The 13337-nt window shown below is 68.1% G+C and carries 17 protein-coding genes; 7 read left to right on the forward strand and 10 right to left on the reverse strand.

The features are described from left to right. Window positions 1-32: 32 nt before the first annotated feature. The 3 genes from VF106_RS49325 to VF106_RS49335 form a co-directional block, all read right to left on the reverse strand. Window positions 33-575: a GNAT family N-acetyltransferase gene (locus VF106_RS49325; protein ID WP_330847072.1), complete on the reverse strand. Its 543-nt coding sequence runs from the start codon at window positions 573-575 to the stop codon at window positions 33-35. A gap of 18 nt (window positions 576-593) precedes the next feature. After that, window positions 594-1706: a hypothetical protein gene (locus VF106_RS49330; RefSeq protein WP_330847073.1), complete on the reverse strand. Its 1113-nt coding sequence runs from the start codon at window positions 1704-1706 to the stop codon at window positions 594-596. Between the two features lie 61 nt (window positions 1707-1767). Further along, window positions 1768-2040 carry a hypothetical protein gene (locus VF106_RS49335; protein ID WP_330847074.1) on the reverse strand — a complete coding sequence of 91 codons (273 nt, stop codon included), beginning with the start codon at window positions 2038-2040 and terminating at the stop codon, window positions 1768-1770. Window positions 2041-2153: 113 nt separating this feature from the next. Here VF106_RS49335 and VF106_RS49340 point away from each other — a divergent pair, with 113 nt between their 5' ends. Both VF106_RS49340 and VF106_RS49345 read left to right on the forward strand, forming a co-directional pair. Continuing rightward, a complete protein-coding gene (locus VF106_RS49340; protein ID WP_330847075.1) occupies window positions 2154-2996 on the forward strand; it encodes a helix-turn-helix domain-containing protein in 843 nt (280 codons plus the stop codon). Next, window positions 2993-3163: a DUF397 domain-containing protein gene (locus tag VF106_RS49345; protein WP_330847076.1), complete on the forward strand. Its 171-nt coding sequence runs from the start codon at window positions 2993-2995 to the stop codon at window positions 3161-3163. Before VF106_RS49340 ends, VF106_RS49345 begins: the two co-directional genes overlap by 4 nt. Before the next feature lie 3 nt (window positions 3164-3166). Here VF106_RS49345 and VF106_RS49350 read toward each other — a convergent pair whose 3' ends face one another. From VF106_RS49350 to VF106_RS49370, 5 genes are all read right to left on the reverse strand, one after another. Next, entirely contained in the window at window positions 3167-4438 is a 1272-nt protein-coding gene (locus VF106_RS49350; protein ID WP_330847077.1) for an MFS transporter, read from the reverse strand. A 102-nt stretch (window positions 4439-4540) separates the two neighbouring features. After that, window positions 4541-5980 carry a flavin monoamine oxidase family protein gene (locus VF106_RS49355; RefSeq protein WP_330847078.1) on the reverse strand — a complete coding sequence of 480 codons (1440 nt, stop codon included), beginning with the start codon at window positions 5978-5980 and terminating at the stop codon, window positions 4541-4543. A gap of 135 nt (window positions 5981-6115) precedes the next feature. Beyond that, on the reverse strand, window positions 6116-7024 hold the full coding sequence (locus VF106_RS49360; protein WP_330847079.1) for an LLM class flavin-dependent oxidoreductase: 909 nt from the start codon (window positions 7022-7024) through the stop codon (window positions 6116-6118). A 61-nt stretch (window positions 7025-7085) separates the two neighbouring features. Continuing rightward, window positions 7086-7553, reverse strand: a complete 468-nt coding sequence (locus tag VF106_RS49365; RefSeq protein WP_330847080.1) for a MarR family winged helix-turn-helix transcriptional regulator — start codon at window positions 7551-7553, stop codon at window positions 7086-7088. 37 nt (window positions 7554-7590) lie between these two features. Next, window positions 7591-8103, reverse strand: coding sequence for a hypothetical protein (locus VF106_RS49370; RefSeq protein WP_330847081.1), 513 nt, complete (start codon window positions 8101-8103; stop codon window positions 7591-7593). Window positions 8104-8200: 97 nt separating this feature from the next. Between VF106_RS49370 and VF106_RS49375 the strand changes: the two genes are divergently transcribed. From VF106_RS49375 to VF106_RS49385, 3 genes are read left to right on the forward strand one after another with little or no spacing between them, the layout of a single operon-like run. Then, window positions 8201-8866, forward strand: coding sequence for an arsenate reductase/protein-tyrosine-phosphatase family protein (locus VF106_RS49375; protein WP_330847082.1), 666 nt, complete (start codon window positions 8201-8203; stop codon window positions 8864-8866). Further along, window positions 8863-9276, forward strand: coding sequence for an arsenate reductase ArsC (locus VF106_RS49380; protein ID WP_330847083.1), 414 nt, complete (start codon window positions 8863-8865; stop codon window positions 9274-9276). The genes VF106_RS49375 and VF106_RS49380 overlap by 4 nt, the downstream gene beginning before the upstream one ends. Next, a complete protein-coding gene (locus VF106_RS49385) occupies window positions 9273-9989 on the forward strand; it encodes an aquaporin (RefSeq protein WP_330847084.1) in 717 nt (238 codons plus the stop codon). The genes VF106_RS49380 and VF106_RS49385 overlap by 4 nt, the downstream gene beginning before the upstream one ends. Here VF106_RS49385 and VF106_RS49390 read toward each other — a convergent pair. Then, a complete protein-coding gene (locus VF106_RS49390; RefSeq protein WP_330847085.1) occupies window positions 9908-10255 on the reverse strand; it encodes an ArsR/SmtB family transcription factor in 348 nt (115 codons plus the stop codon). The two genes, VF106_RS49385 and VF106_RS49390, sit on opposite strands and share 82 nt — an antisense overlap. Before the next feature lie 74 nt (window positions 10256-10329). Between VF106_RS49390 and VF106_RS49395 the strand changes: the two genes are divergently transcribed. Then, the gene (locus VF106_RS49395; protein WP_330847086.1) at window positions 10330-11097 is read left to right on the forward strand and encodes an arsenite methyltransferase; all 768 of its coding nucleotides are present in this window, start codon (window positions 10330-10332) and stop codon (window positions 11095-11097) included. A gap of 121 nt (window positions 11098-11218) precedes the next feature. Continuing rightward, the gene (locus VF106_RS49400; RefSeq protein ID WP_330847087.1) at window positions 11219-12391 is read left to right on the forward strand and encodes a hypothetical protein; all 1173 of its coding nucleotides are present in this window, start codon (window positions 11219-11221) and stop codon (window positions 12389-12391) included. Between the two features lie 34 nt (window positions 12392-12425). Here the strand turns inward: VF106_RS49400 and VF106_RS49405 are convergent, their stop codons facing one another. Beyond that, window positions 12426-13247: an SDR family NAD(P)-dependent oxidoreductase gene (locus tag VF106_RS49405; RefSeq protein WP_330847088.1), complete on the reverse strand. Its 822-nt coding sequence runs from the start codon at window positions 13245-13247 to the stop codon at window positions 12426-12428. Window positions 13248-13337 lie beyond the last annotated feature (90 nt).

Here is a 13337-nt window from a genome sequence, read left to right on the forward strand (position 1 = left end):
GTCCTGTGTGTTCACTGTGCCGCCGCTGAGGGTCAGGTCAGCGGATAGTCCATCACCATGCCGCCGAGGACGACGCCGTTCGGCAGCGGCACCTCGGCGGTGCGCACGTCGCGGAAACCGAAGGACCGGTAGAGCGGCACCCCCGGCAGCGTCGCCATCAGGGTCAGGTCACTGAACCCCGCGGCCCGCGCCGCCGCCACGCACTCGGCGAGGATCCCGCGGCCCAGACCCCGACGCGTCCAGTCGCCACGGACGAACATCGCACGCACCCTGGCCGGTTCGGTCGCGGGGTCGAGCAGGCGGTCGTCGGTTGGCGCGGCGCCGGAGCCGGTGTAGAGCTTGTCCCGCTTGCTCCAACCACCGCAGGCGGCGATCACTCCGTCCACTTCGTACACGTAGTAGGTGCCGTCGTCGATCAGCGCCGTGTCGGGCTCGGTGAGGTAGACGGCGGCGGCCGCCGTCTCCCGCTCGTCGTGGAACGACGGGAACACGTCGAGCACCGACTGCCTCATGAGGACGGCCAAAGCGGGCACATCCGCGCGAGTGGCCGCGCGCAGCACCGGAGTAGCTCCCACAAGATCGATGATAGGCGCTCACTGCCGTTTCTTGTCGGCGCCACGCACGCTGTCGAGCACGGTCTGTCCCTGCCGGTCGACGAGGCGGGTGAACAGTTGTTGCGCATAGCCGAACACGAGCGCCCACGCGAGGATCTGCGCGGAGGTGTCCAGCGCGCTGAGGCCGGGCACGAACTGACCACGCATGAGCAGCACACCCAGGAACGCGGTCACGGCGCCGGTGGGGAGTTTCAGCGCGGCCAGCGCGACGGGTAGGCCGTAGCGCTCTGAGGAGCCGCGCATGCCCCGGATCGCGGCAGCGGACGCGACGGCGGCGGCGACCATCCCGACCAGTTCCACGAGGAACAGGTCATACGGGGTGACGGTCTCCAGCACCTGCCGGTCGATGTCCTCGGTCTGCGTGGGGAACGGTGCGGACTGCTCGGTCGGGCAGATGATCACCGTCTGCGTGGACTCCTCCGGCGCGAAGCACATCGGGATCAACGTCGGGTTCAGGAACCCCGTGAGCGCCAGGCCGAACGCGATCAGCGTCATGGCCAGGGCGGTGGCCACCAGGATGTTGCGGAAGCTGCGGACCCGCACCTGTTCACGCAGCGCCGCCGAGCTCGCCGCGCGGGTGATGGACACGATCCGCTCCCGCTCCTCCCTGACCAGCGTCAGCTTGTCGGGACGTTCCCGTTCCGCGGTCGGGATCAGCGGGTCCCGCACGTCGAGCCTTCTGGCAATGCGCTCGAACTCCTGCCGGCGCGGGTCGGACGGCACGAGGTGGCTCCGCGCGTGCCGAAGCAGGCCGGGAAGCTGCCCGAGGAGGTACTCGGGTGGCGCGATGCTGAGCAGGTGCGCCTCGGCGGCGTCGAGGTTGCTCATCGCGCGTTCCAGCAACGACCCCTGGCGGAAGAACCGTCGCACGGGATCCGACTTGGTCGCGAAAGCCGCCTGCCTGGCCGCCTCGATGTGAAAAAGCACGGACCGCGCCAGAACGTCAGGGTTTTCGCCAGCCAGGTGGGCACACAGTGATTCGAGTTCCTTCGCCCGCGTCAGCGTGCCTTCCCGCCAGCCCGACCACACCGGCCCACCAACCGGCCGTTCTCGCACAGCGTCGAAGATGTCGGGAGGCTCTTCGGTGGTCATCGGCGGCCCTCTCATCCACACCAATGACAGAATACCGCCTTCCGCGAGTAAATTAATTCCTTCAGCCGTTCAATGTGCTGTCGAGAAGCTCCCACAGGTTGTCGACCTGGATCGGAGCGTCCATCCACACCAGGGACATCGGCTCCGGACGGCCGGAGTAGCGAGCCAGTGCGGCGTCGGCGGAGTCGTGCACCGCGTGCAGGGTCTGGCCGGTCACCGGATCCCGCCGGTAGATCACCGCCTCGCGTTGGCCCGCGCCGATGATCTCCATTCCCCACGCGAAGATCAGATCGTGGTCGTCCGCGCTCGTGAGCGTGAAAAGCCTTCCGTACATCAGCTTTCTCCTTTCCGATGGTTACACCACATCCTTTCCAGTACGTACCCATCCGCACAATGCACCTATCGTGGGATTGCCGACCCACCCGTTTGCGCAATTAGAATTGCTACATGGCAGTTATCAGCGGTACCGCCGAGTCGCGCGACCTGGGCGCGGAACTCCGGCGACTGCGCACGGAGGCCGGCCTGAACACCAGGACCATGGCCGAACGCGCCGGTGTGTCGAACGCGAACATCTCTTTCTGGGAGACTGGTAAGCGGCTCGTACCACTGGAGAGGTTGACCGCCATCCTCGATGCACTGAGTGTCACCAACGACGAGCGCGAGCGCATCATCGGCCTACGCCGCAAGGCCGACGGCCCCGGCGAACTGACCACCGGCTCCACCAGCATCGGCGAACGCATCACCCGGCTGATCGAGTTGGAACGCACTGCCACCCGCATCACTGAGGTCGCGCCGTTGCTCATCCCGGGTCTGTTGCAGACTGGCGACTACGCCCGAGCGATCTTCGGTGAGGCCCCCGACATCGAGACCAAGGTGGCACTACGGGCCGGACGCCGTGAGGTGATCACCCGCAGGCGCAACCCGGTCGCGTTCCTGGCGCTCATCGATTCCGAGGCTCTCGTCCGACCGATCGGCTCACCGGACGTCATGGCGGACCAACTCGACCACCTGGTCCATATGGCGGAGCTGCCAAGCGTCACGGTTCAGCTCGTCCTGAGCACGACACCCGGCTACCACCCGATGCTCGCTGGACCGTTCATCCTGTTCGAGTTCCTCACGGCGACACCGATCGTCCTGCTGGAACACCACCGCACGAGCGCCTTCGTCTGGGACCGAGAGAGCGTGGCGACGTACCTTTCCGCGCCGGAGGAGATCCAGCGGATCGCAATGACCCCGGAACTATCTTTGAAGATGCTCAAAGAGATCGCGAAGGGAATGGAGACACCATGATCAGGTGGCGCAAAGCCAGCCGTAGCGCCCAGGACACCGCCTGCATTGAGCTGGCACACACCGGCACCGCCGTGCGCGACAGCAAGAACCCCAACGGTCCCACCCTCACCGTCGCCACCCACACCCTGCTCACCGCCGTCAAGACCGGCCGACTCGACCGTCCCTGACGCTCAGCTTTTCTCTCCCCGCAGCGGGCCTGACGTGGCCAGGTCCGCTGCGCGGGCGGCGGGCGATTCGCTTCCGGTGAGGTTGCGGATGGCCGGTACCAGTAGCAGGAGAACGCACGCCACGAGTCCCGCGCCTGTGGCGATGAACAGGACCGGGCCGGCGCCGATGAGGAGTGCGACAGGGCCGGACACCGCCTGGCCCACCGGTTTCATGACCAACGAGCCGGCCGCGTCGAACGCGTGCACCCTGCCCAGCACGTCGAGTGGGACGTGTGTCTGAACGCTCGTGTGGAACATGACGCCCCAGAAGGCCATGCCAGCGCCGGCCACGAGGCAGAACCCGCTGAGGGCCACGGCCGGCAGATCCAGAGCCGTGCCGAACGGCAGTAGCAGGAACACCGCAAGGCCGAAGGTGGCGGCACGCAAGGGATGTCGTGGCCGGAACCTGATCGCGATGAAGCCGCCCAGGACGTTGCCGACACCGAGGGCGGAGATGATCAGCCCGAGGACGGCGTCCCCGTGTTTCAGTGCGATCGTGCTGTACGCGACGGTCAGGGTTGGCCCCGCCGCCGTCACCTGCCACAGCATGAACACGACGATGACGCTCCACAGCCACGTACGGGAAACGAACTCTCGCCAGCCCATGATCAGGTCAGCGCGGAAGGTGTTGCGCTGGCTCGGCGCCACGGGGTTCGTGCGGATGAAGTAGAGGCAGACGCCGCTGACGGCGTAGGTCACGGCATCGAGTGCCATGACGGCCGACGGCGACAGGAACACCAGGAGCAGGCCCGCCACCGACGGGCCGACGACGACGGTCGAGGACTCCGCGACACGCAGCACCGCGTTGGCTCGCTGCACGTCCTTCGCCAACCGGGGGATCATGCTGGCTATACCGGGTGTGAACGTCGCTCCCCCGGCCCCGAGCAGTGCGAGCAGAACGAGCATCTGCCACAACTCCGGTTCGCCGAGCGCGAGCAGCACCGCGAGCGCCGCCTGGAACACGAACCGCGCCGCATCCGAGACGATCATCAACCGCTTCGCGCCGAGCCGGTCGGACAGAACCCCACCGAAGATCAACAGGATCGCGAAGGGCGCGATGTGCGAGGCCAGCGCGTAGCCGACACCGCTCATGCCGTACCGCGTGTGGACGAGCGCGACCGTGATCGCGATCGGGAGCATCTGGTCCCCGAGCAGCGACGTCGTGCGGGCGATGAAGAACCGGCGATAGTCCGGCGTCCACAGCGTTTCGGCCCGTCGATCAGCACGGTTGCGCAACGTCGAGGCTGACCCCCTCGCTCGACCTGACGTCCAGATACCCCCAACCTTCATACCAGTTCCGGATATGAGAGTGCCAGGGCGGGCGCAGGCGTCGGTCTCTCAGTCCTTCCAGGGGATCGAGTCTCGCATTCCGGTGTGGATGGCGTACGCGTTCTTCACGGCGGCCTTGATCGCGCCCTCGGCCCAGCGGCGGTGGCGGCGGTCGCAGGCGTCGTTGGCGAACCAGACGCGGTTGACCGGGCGGATGACGTCGTCGTAGAAGGACTCGTTCATCTCGAACGCGCGGAACAGCGGGCCGATGCCGCAGGCGAACCAGTCCAGTGCCCAGTCCTTGTAGACCCCGAACTCGAAGGTCTCGCGGGCTTCCGGGTGGATCTTGGACAGGTCCTCGAGCGCCTGCGCGATGCTTTCCTCGGCCGCCAGCGGGGTGTACGGCATGCTGTCCTGCTCCCAGCAGTACGACGCGATCAGCACTCCCTTGTGGTAGCGGGTGTCCTGCCCGGCCGGCGGGTAGACCACGTTGCGGATGGCCAGATCCGTGACCGTCAGGCCGTGGGAGATGTCGTACACGCTTTCCCACCAGCGCTCGCTGAACTGCATGAACAGCTTGTGCGCGCGGCCGTAGTAGGTGTTGCGGATGGCGGTCCACTTGTCGGGGTCCAGGCCGCGGATCTCCATGTGCCGCAGGCCCGCGAACGGCGCCGTCACGATGCACTCCTCCGCCGTGAGCTGGTGGGCGGCGCGGCCCACCCGGTAATGGACCTCGACCGAGGTGTCGGTCTGGTCGACGGCGTGGACCTGGGCGCCGAACCTGATGTCGTCCATCAGGAACGGCTCGAACGCACGCGGCAGGGAATCAGCACCGTTCACGAGGTAGACCAGATCGCCGAACACGTCCTCGTAGTAGTGCGAGAACCACTCGACGAGTGAGAAATGGTAGCGGCCCTCCAGGTTGAACAACGGGCCGAGCATCGACAGGGCACCGTCGGACAAACCGCGTTCTTTCAGGTATCCCACCAGCGTGTAGCGATCGTAGTCAGTGAGAATTCGCCGCCAGGCCGCGGTTTTGTCCTCGGACTCCATGATGGTCACGAGCGGCTGCACCGTATGCCGGAGCAGGTCGTGCGGCGTCAGGCCCGTCTCGCCGCGTTTCAGGTCGTACGTGAACTCGCCCGCGTCGAAGCTCTGCCGCCGGACTCCCTTGCCCTGCAGGTAGATGAACGTGTCCTCGTCGTACATGGGGAACGGTTTCGTGGCCAGCCCGAAGTGCTGGATCAGCCACTGGACGAGCGGATGCTGCTTGGGGAAACGCATCGCGCCGAACTCGCCGTACATGTCACCGGCGAACCCGCGATACGTCAGAATGCGCCCGCCGGTCCGGTTCTGTCCTTCGAGGATCGTGACGTCGTGTCCGGCTTCCTTCAGCAGCAGTCCCGCCGTCAGACCGGCCATTCCTGCCCCGACGATCGCGATTCGCCGCCGGGGCACCGCACTGTCGGGAAGTCCTTCGGTGAGCAGGGCCTGAACATCCAGTTCCATCGGCACCCCCAAGATATTCTCGGAATTCGAGAATATCTGGCTGTTCCGCCGCGAAACCACTACCCATAGGGGTGACCACGGCTCACCCGAAACGCGGAAAGGAGGCAGTGTTTCAGTAGAACACCAGCGGTGTCATTACGCTTTGTGGGGCACGGCAACGGCTTCGCGTACGGCTGGGACGATCTCCCTGGCCCACCGGGCGATGGAGACGGCGTCCTGCGTGCCGCCGCTGGGCGAGAAGAGCATGAAACCCGACGCGTCGTGCTCCAGCACCGCTCCGGTCAGCTCCTCGATCCACTGGTCGGGGGAGCCGCCGATCCAGCGGCCGTCGCGATCGCGCGTGGCGGCCAGCGGCTTCTCGGTGATGCGGCCGGGGAAGTTGAACACCGTGCGGACCTCGCGTGGGTCGCGACCCACGGCGGCCGCCGCCTCGTCGATGATCAGCCGCGAGGTCCGGTACCGCTCGCTGAGCCAGTCCGCCGCGTGGCCGGGGATCCAGCCGTCGGCGACGCGGCCGGTGGCGGCCAGGGACTTCGGGCCGACCGAGCCGGTCCACACCGGCGGCGCGGCGACGGGCGCCGGCTCGATCTCGTCCACCTGGTAGTACCGACCATGGTGGGTGACCGGCGGGCCGCCCCCGGACAGCTTCTTGACCAGCACGATCGCTTCCTCGAACGCGTCGACGGCCGCGCTGGCGGACAGGCGTGGCACACCCAGCGCGGAGATCCGGTCCCACAACCCGCCCGCACCCATGCCGAGCACGACGCGGCCGCCGGAGAGCGCCGACAGCGACGTGACCGTCCGCGCCAGCATGGGAGCGGGCCGGGTGGGCAGGTTGGTGACGTTGGCGAAGCCGGCGATCCGCTGCGTGCGGCCGAGGATGTACCCGACGGTGGCGTAGGCGTCGAGCCGCTCGCCGAGGTAGGGGTGGTCCGACAGCGAGAACAGGTCGAGGCCGTCCTGGTCGGCCTGTTGTGTCAGGCGCAGCAGCTCCGGCCCGTCGTCGATGCCGCTGTGCGCGCCGAAACCAAAGAGTACGGACATGGTCCCGCCTTCCATGCAGTTCGTAGTACGAACCATATTAGTTCGTACTACGAACTGCAAGTCATGCGCGGTGCTCGTCCAGCTCCAGGAAGATCTCGGGGACCTTGTTCTCCAGCACGACGCGGCTGAGCAAGCCGCCGAGCGTGTCGCGCTCGGCGTCCGTGAGCCCCACCGCCAGCTTGTCGACCCGGCGGCACGTCTCGGCGTAGAACTCGTCGACGAGTCGGCTGCCGCGCGGGGTGAGTACCACCCGGACGGCGCGTGTGTCCTGCGGATCTGGCTCGCGGCGGACCAGACCGTTGCGTTCGGTACGGTCCACCAGGCCGGTGACACTCGACTTGGCCAGCCCCAGAATCGTGCCCAGCTCCCCCATGCCACACGGTCGCGCCATCAGCACGCACAACAACTGCCCCTGCTGCGAGGTGAGGCCGAACTCCCGTCCCGACTCGGTGTACACGGCATTCACGAGGAACGCCGACCGCACCAACCCGGCCACCACGCCGACGTGGCCGTCACCCTGCTTGCTCATTCAGTCAGATTAACAGTTCGTGAGACGAACTACCTGGTCAGTACTCGTCCAGGTCCACGAACGGTCGCGCCCAGGTGCGGAACCGTTCGTTCAGAACCTTGTCCTCGGTCGAGAGCTCGTCCATGTTCGCCGGCGCGGCCAGCCCGAAGTTCTGGTCGAGCCAGGCGAGGTAGGCCTCGTGGCCCTCGCTGTGTTCCTCGACGCTGGCCGGGTCGAGGAACTCGCTGTCGATGGCGAGGAGTTGGAGGAACTCCCGCACGTCGCACGCGACCACGTACAGATCGCCCTCGTCACCGACGAACACGACGGGCAGCGTGGCGAGATCGGTCCGGTCGTCGCAGCGCCACAGCGCGTACGAGGAACCGGAAGGCGTGGCCTGCGCGAAGGGAATGAACGCGCTCACGAAGTCCGGGTGGTCCGACCAGGTGTGAAGCCCCGCGTCCATCCCGAACTCGGCCAGCTCGAAGCCGTCCGAGAACTCGACCCGGCCGAGCCCGTCGGCGAAAGCCTTGAGCTGGTTGAGTTCCGCGACGGGTGAGTATTCACTCATGCGCCGCACGTTAGCAGGCCCCTGCCGCCGGCGGGCGTGGTCGCGGTTCGGTCCGCGCGGTTGACACATGGGCATCTGCTCAACGAGGATTGACTCAATGAACGTTGACCTGTCGACTCGGGCGCGGTTGCACGCCGCACTGGGTGAGCCGACCCGGCTGGCCATTGTGGACCGGTTACTGCTGGGCGACGCGTCACCCGGCGAACTCGGCCATGCGCTCGGGCTGGCCAGCAACCTGTTGGCACACCACGTGAAACTGCTCGAACAGGCCGGCGTGGTGGAACGGTCCCGTTCGGAGGGTGACCACCGCCGCACGTATCTTCGGCTGCGGCCGGCGGTGCTGGCCGGGCTCCTCCCGGACGGGGCGGTGCGGGCGCCGAGGGTGGTGTTCGTGTGCACGCACAACTCCGCCCGCTCGCAGCTCGCCGCCGCGCTGTGGCGGCGGCGCAGTCGCGTCCCGGCCGCGTCCGCTGGCACCACACCGGCACGGCGTGTGCACCCGCTGGCCGTCGCGGCCGCCCGTGCGCACGGCCTGTCACTCGGCCGCGCCCGGACCGCGCATGTCGACGAGGTGCTCCAGTCCGACGACCTCGTGGTCGCGGTGTGCGACACCGCGCACGAGGCGCTCACCGTGGAGCGGCTGCACTGGTCGGTGCCCGACCCGGCGTCCGCCGGCACCGGCGACGCGTTCGACCGTGCCCTTCGCGACCTCGCCGACCGGGTGGACCGCCTGGCCCCCGCCGTCCATGGAGAAACACGATGACTGAGCAGAAACCGACCGTGCTGTTCCTGTGCGTGCACAACGCCGGCCGCTCCCAGATGGCGCTCGGCTTCTTCCGGCATCTGGCCGGGGACCGCGCGGAGGCCTGGTCGGGTGGTTCCGAGCCGGGCGACGCGGTCAACCCGGCCGCGGTCGCCGTGATGGCCGAGCGGGGCATCGACATCTCCGCAGAGTCCCCCAAGCGGTGGACCAACGAGATCGTCGCGGCGGCGGACGTCGTGATCACCATGGGCTGCGGCGACACGTGTCCGGTCTTCCCCGGCAAGCGGTACCTGGACTGGGTACTCGACGACCCGGCGGGCAAGGGCGTCGCGGAGGTCCGACCGGTCCGGGACGAGATCGAGCGCCGCGTCCTCGGTCTGCTCGACGAGCTCGGCGTCCCCACCCCGTGAGCCGCAAGCTGCTCGCCGAGTTCCTCGGCAGCCTGCTGTTGGCCGCTCTGGTGATCGGCTCCGGCATCGCGGCGCAACGGCTCTCGACGGACACCGGACTGCGGTTGCTCGAAAACGCGGCGGCGACCGCGGCCGGGCTCTTCGCGATCATCCTCATGTTCGCGCCCGTCAGCGGCGCGCACTTCAACCCGGTCGTGTCGCTGGCCGACGCCGCACTGGGCGGTCTGTCGTGGCGGCACGCGCTGGCCTACGTCCCCGCGCAGGTCCTCGGGTGCGTGGCGGGCGCGGTGCTGGCGAACGTGATGTTCGCCCTCGACCCGGTCAGCATCGCCACCACCCAGCGCGCGACAGTCGCACACGGCGTGTCCGAGGTGGTGGCCACCGCCGGACTCCTGGTCGTGATCTTCTCGCTCGTCCGTTCCGGCCGGGCAGATCGGGCGCCGGCCGCCGTGGGCGCCTACATCGGCGCCGCCTACTGGTTCACCTCGTCGACCAGCTTCGCCAACCCGGCGATCACGATCGGTCGCATGTTCAGCGACTCCTTCGCCGGCATCGCGCCCGCCTCGGCACCGCTGTTCGTCGCGACGCAGCTGGCCGGGGCGGTAGTGGCCGTGGTCCTGCTGCGGGTGCTCTACCCGGTGGGCAGTGGATCGCCGGCAGGGCGAGTGAGTACGCCGGCCAACCGGTCCATGGTCTCCGGGACCAGCCAGTAGTACACCCACGTCCCGCGCCGCTCGCAGTCGATCAGGCCCGCCTGCCGCAACAGCTTGAGGTGGTGGGAGATCGTCGGCTGAGACAGGTCGAACGCCGGGGTCAGCTCGCACACGCACACCTCGCCCCCGTCCTCTGAGGCGATCATCGACAGCAGCCGCAGCCGCACCGGGTCGCCGAGCGCCTTGAACACCGAGGCCAGGTCGGTGGCGGCCTCCTCGGACAGGGGCGCGGACGTCAGATCGGCACAACAACGCTGCTTCGACACTCTTCTATATTGACAGTCTTCGATCCGCGGTGCAAACATGACATAGACAAACTTCGAATCAAGGAGTGTCCATCATGAATGAGCTGCGCGAAGAGGTCCGTGCCCGCTATGCCGCGGCGGCGGTCGCTGTCACCGAGGGCGGGAGCGGCTGTTGCGGACCGCAGGCGGACGGTGGGGGTGGTTGCTGCGGGCCGCAGGCCGTGGAGGTCGACGAGAACTTCGGCGCCACCCTGTACGCGGCCGACGACCGCGACGTACTGCCCGTCGAGGCGGTCGCGGCGTCGCTCGGATGCGGCAACCCGACCGCGGTCGCCGAACTGCGGGAGGGCGAACGCGTGCTGGACCTCGGCTCGGGCGGCGGCATCGACGTCCTGCTGTCCGCCCGCCGCGTCGGGCCGACCGGCAAGGCCTACGGGCTGGACATGACCGACGAGATGCTCGCCCTCGCGCTGGCGAACACGGCCAAGGCAGGCGCGACCAACGTCGAGTTCCTCAAGGGCACCATCGAGGCCATCCCGCTGCCCGCCGCCACCATCGACGTGGTGATCTCCAACTGCGTGATCAACCTGTCGGTCGACAAGCCGGCCGTGTTCGCCGAGACCTTCCGCGTCCTCGCGCCCGGTGGCCGCGTCGGCGTGTCCGACATCGTCGCCGACGACGGCCTCACCGCCGAGCAGCGCGCCGAACGCGGTTCGTACGTCGGCTGCATCGCCGGCGCCCTGAGCTTCACCGAGTACCGCGACGGCCTGGCGGCGGCCGGCTTCACCGACATCGAGATCACGCCGACCCACCAGGTCGCCGACGGCATGCACTCCGCGATCGTGCGAGCGGTCAAACCGTGACCGTCCAGAGGCAACCGTTCGGGTCGTTCTGGCGTGATCGTCGGGAATGATCCGAATCGGTAGTCATGGTGACTACCGGAACTCTGGGGGAACACCGATGAACAGACAACGATTAGGGGTTGTGGCGGCTGTCGCGGCCATCCTGTTGGCCGCACCGGTCGGCGCGGGTGCCGAGCCGGTGGCGGAGAGGCAACCGGCGCCGCCCACTGCGGAACCGACCACGCCGGCGAAGTACGTCCCGGTGATGCCACAGCGTGTGCTTGACACGAGGAACTTCGGGACTTCCCTCGGTCCCAACGAAACGGTCACGTTGGACTTGGCGAAACAGACGGCCCCGGACGCCACCGCGGTTGTGCTGAACGTGACCGGGACAGAGCCGACCGCCGACACGTTCGTGACGGTCTACCGGGCCGACGAGCCAGTACCAGGGACGTCCAACCTGAACCTGAGGCGCGGCCAGACCCGGGCGAACGCGGTGACCGTCGCGGTGAGCCCGCTCCGGGCTGTGACGCTGGACAACTTCGCGGGCGAGGTTCACCTGGTCGTGGACCTCGTCGGGTACTACTCGATCAGCGAAGGGGCCGGGTACCAGGCCCACTTCAACCCGCAACGGATGCTGGACACCCGGTCCGGCGCGCCGGTCGGGCCTGGCGGCGTCATCTACGTGGATCTCGGCCTGCCCTCGTGGTTCCGACCCACCGCGGTGACCCTCAACGTGACCGCGGTGGACGCGACGACGAACACCTTCGTCTCGGCCTACACGGCCGGCCGCCCGGTGCCGGCCACGTCGAGCCTGAACCTCGGGCCCGGCGAGGCGGTGCCGAACCAGGTCATCGTGCCCCTCGACACCGATCGGAGAGTGAACCTGTTCAACAGGTTCGGCAACGTGCACCTCATCGTGGACGTCGTCGGGTACTACGTCCCGGGTGACGGCGACGCCTTCGTCGCCATTCCCCCGAACCGGCGGATGGACACCCGGCTCGACGGCTCGGGCCTGCGCCCGGACGCCCCCATCACCCTCGGCGACTGGGCCCCTGAGGTGAAGACCGTGGTGGCCAACCTGACCGGCACCAACGCCACCGCTGCCCAGCACGTGGTGGTGTGGCCAGGTGTCAGCCAGCGGCCCAACGCGTCGAACCTGAACCTCGTGCCCGGCCAGACCGCCGCCAACGCGGTCACCGTCGGGGTCGACTTCACGCCGGACGTCCCGGAACGGTCGGTGAAGTTCGCCAACAACGCAGGCTATGTCGACGTGATCTTCGACGTCGTCGGTTACTTCGTCTCGACCGAGTAACCCTCGCGGCCCGGGCGGTGCCCCCGCCCGGGCCTCAACCCGCCGCCTTGCGGCTGAGGTGCTCCCAGGCCCGGTACAGCTCGGTCCTGGCATCGTCCATCTGCTGGACCATGTCGTAGGAGGCGCTGCCCACGATGAGGCGGAGCGGCGGGTCGGGCAGGTCCACCAACTCCATGATCACGGGGGCGGCGGTACTCGGGGCCGGCCCGGCGTCATCGCCCCACATCTCGGCCAGCTTGGCCCGCAGCGCGTCGTAGGCCGGGTTCTGCTCGGTGGCCGTGGTGCCCACCGTGAACAACCCGGTGTCATAGCCGCCCGACTGGACGATGGTGACCTTGACGCCGAACGGCTCCAGCTCCATGGCCACCGAGGCGCTGAGCGAGTCGAGTGCCGCCTTGCCCGCCGCGTAGAACCCCACCGAGGCCATCCCTCCCCCGGTGCCCATCGAGGTCACCTGCAGGAGGTGACCGGAACCCTGCGCACGCAGGTGGGGGATGACAGCCTGGGTCACCCAGACCGCGCCGAAGAAGTTGACGTCGAAATGCGCGCGGGCCTGCTTCTCGGTGGCCTCCTCCACCATGCCGAACAGCATGCCGCCGGCGTTGTTGACCACGACGTCCAGCCGGCCGAACGCGCCGACCGCGTTGTCCACCGCCGCCATGACCGCGGCCCGGTCGGCGACGTCGAGCGGCAGGCACACGAGCCTGCCGGCGTGCTCCTCGGCCAGGTCGGCCAGCGGCTCGACGTTGCGTGCCGCGCCGACGACCCGGTCCCCCGCGGCCAGCGCCGCCTCGGCGAACGCCCTGCCCAGGCCTCGGGAAGCACCGGTGATGAACCACACTCGAGAGGTCGTCACTGACGCCTGTCTCCTTTGTTGAACGAGACGGACCGTTCCGTCTCAGGTAGGAGCAACTTTGACATGGGGTCCACCAGTCTGTCAAGACGG

The sequence above is a fragment of the Actinophytocola sp. genome (assembly GCF_036378875.1).
Classification (GTDB): domain Bacteria; phylum Actinomycetota; class Actinomycetes; order Mycobacteriales; family Pseudonocardiaceae; genus Actinophytocola.

What these genes read in the sequence shown, in the direction of transcription:
- VF106_RS49330 (WP_330847073.1), bottom strand. Translation starts at nt 1,706, where the DNA reads ATGACCACCGAAGAGCCTCCCGACATCTTCGACGCTGTGCGAGAACGG.
- VF106_RS49335 (WP_330847074.1), bottom strand. Translation starts at nt 2,040, where the DNA reads ATGTACGGAAGGCTTTTCACGCTCACGAGCGCGGACGACCACGATCTG.
- VF106_RS49340 (WP_330847075.1), top strand. Translation starts at nt 2,154, where the DNA reads ATGGCAGTTATCAGCGGTACCGCCGAGTCGCGCGACCTGGGCGCGGAA.
- VF106_RS49345 (WP_330847076.1), top strand. Translation starts at nt 2,993, where the DNA reads ATGATCAGGTGGCGCAAAGCCAGCCGTAGCGCCCAGGACACCGCCTGC.
- VF106_RS49355 (WP_330847078.1), bottom strand. Translation starts at nt 5,980, where the DNA reads ATGGAACTGGATGTTCAGGCCCTGCTCACCGAAGGACTTCCCGACAGT.
- VF106_RS49360 (WP_330847079.1), bottom strand. Translation starts at nt 7,024, where the DNA reads ATGTCCGTACTCTTTGGTTTCGGCGCGCACAGCGGCATCGACGACGGG.
- VF106_RS49365 (WP_330847080.1), bottom strand. Translation starts at nt 7,553, where the DNA reads ATGAGCAAGCAGGGTGACGGCCACGTCGGCGTGGTGGCCGGGTTGGTG.
- VF106_RS49370 (WP_330847081.1), bottom strand. Translation starts at nt 8,103, where the DNA reads ATGAGTGAATACTCACCCGTCGCGGAACTCAACCAGCTCAAGGCTTTC.
- VF106_RS49375 (WP_330847082.1), top strand. Translation starts at nt 8,201, where the DNA reads ATGAACGTTGACCTGTCGACTCGGGCGCGGTTGCACGCCGCACTGGGT.
- VF106_RS49380 (WP_330847083.1), top strand. Translation starts at nt 8,863, where the DNA reads ATGACTGAGCAGAAACCGACCGTGCTGTTCCTGTGCGTGCACAACGCC.
- VF106_RS49395 (WP_330847086.1), top strand. Translation starts at nt 10,330, where the DNA reads ATGAATGAGCTGCGCGAAGAGGTCCGTGCCCGCTATGCCGCGGCGGCG.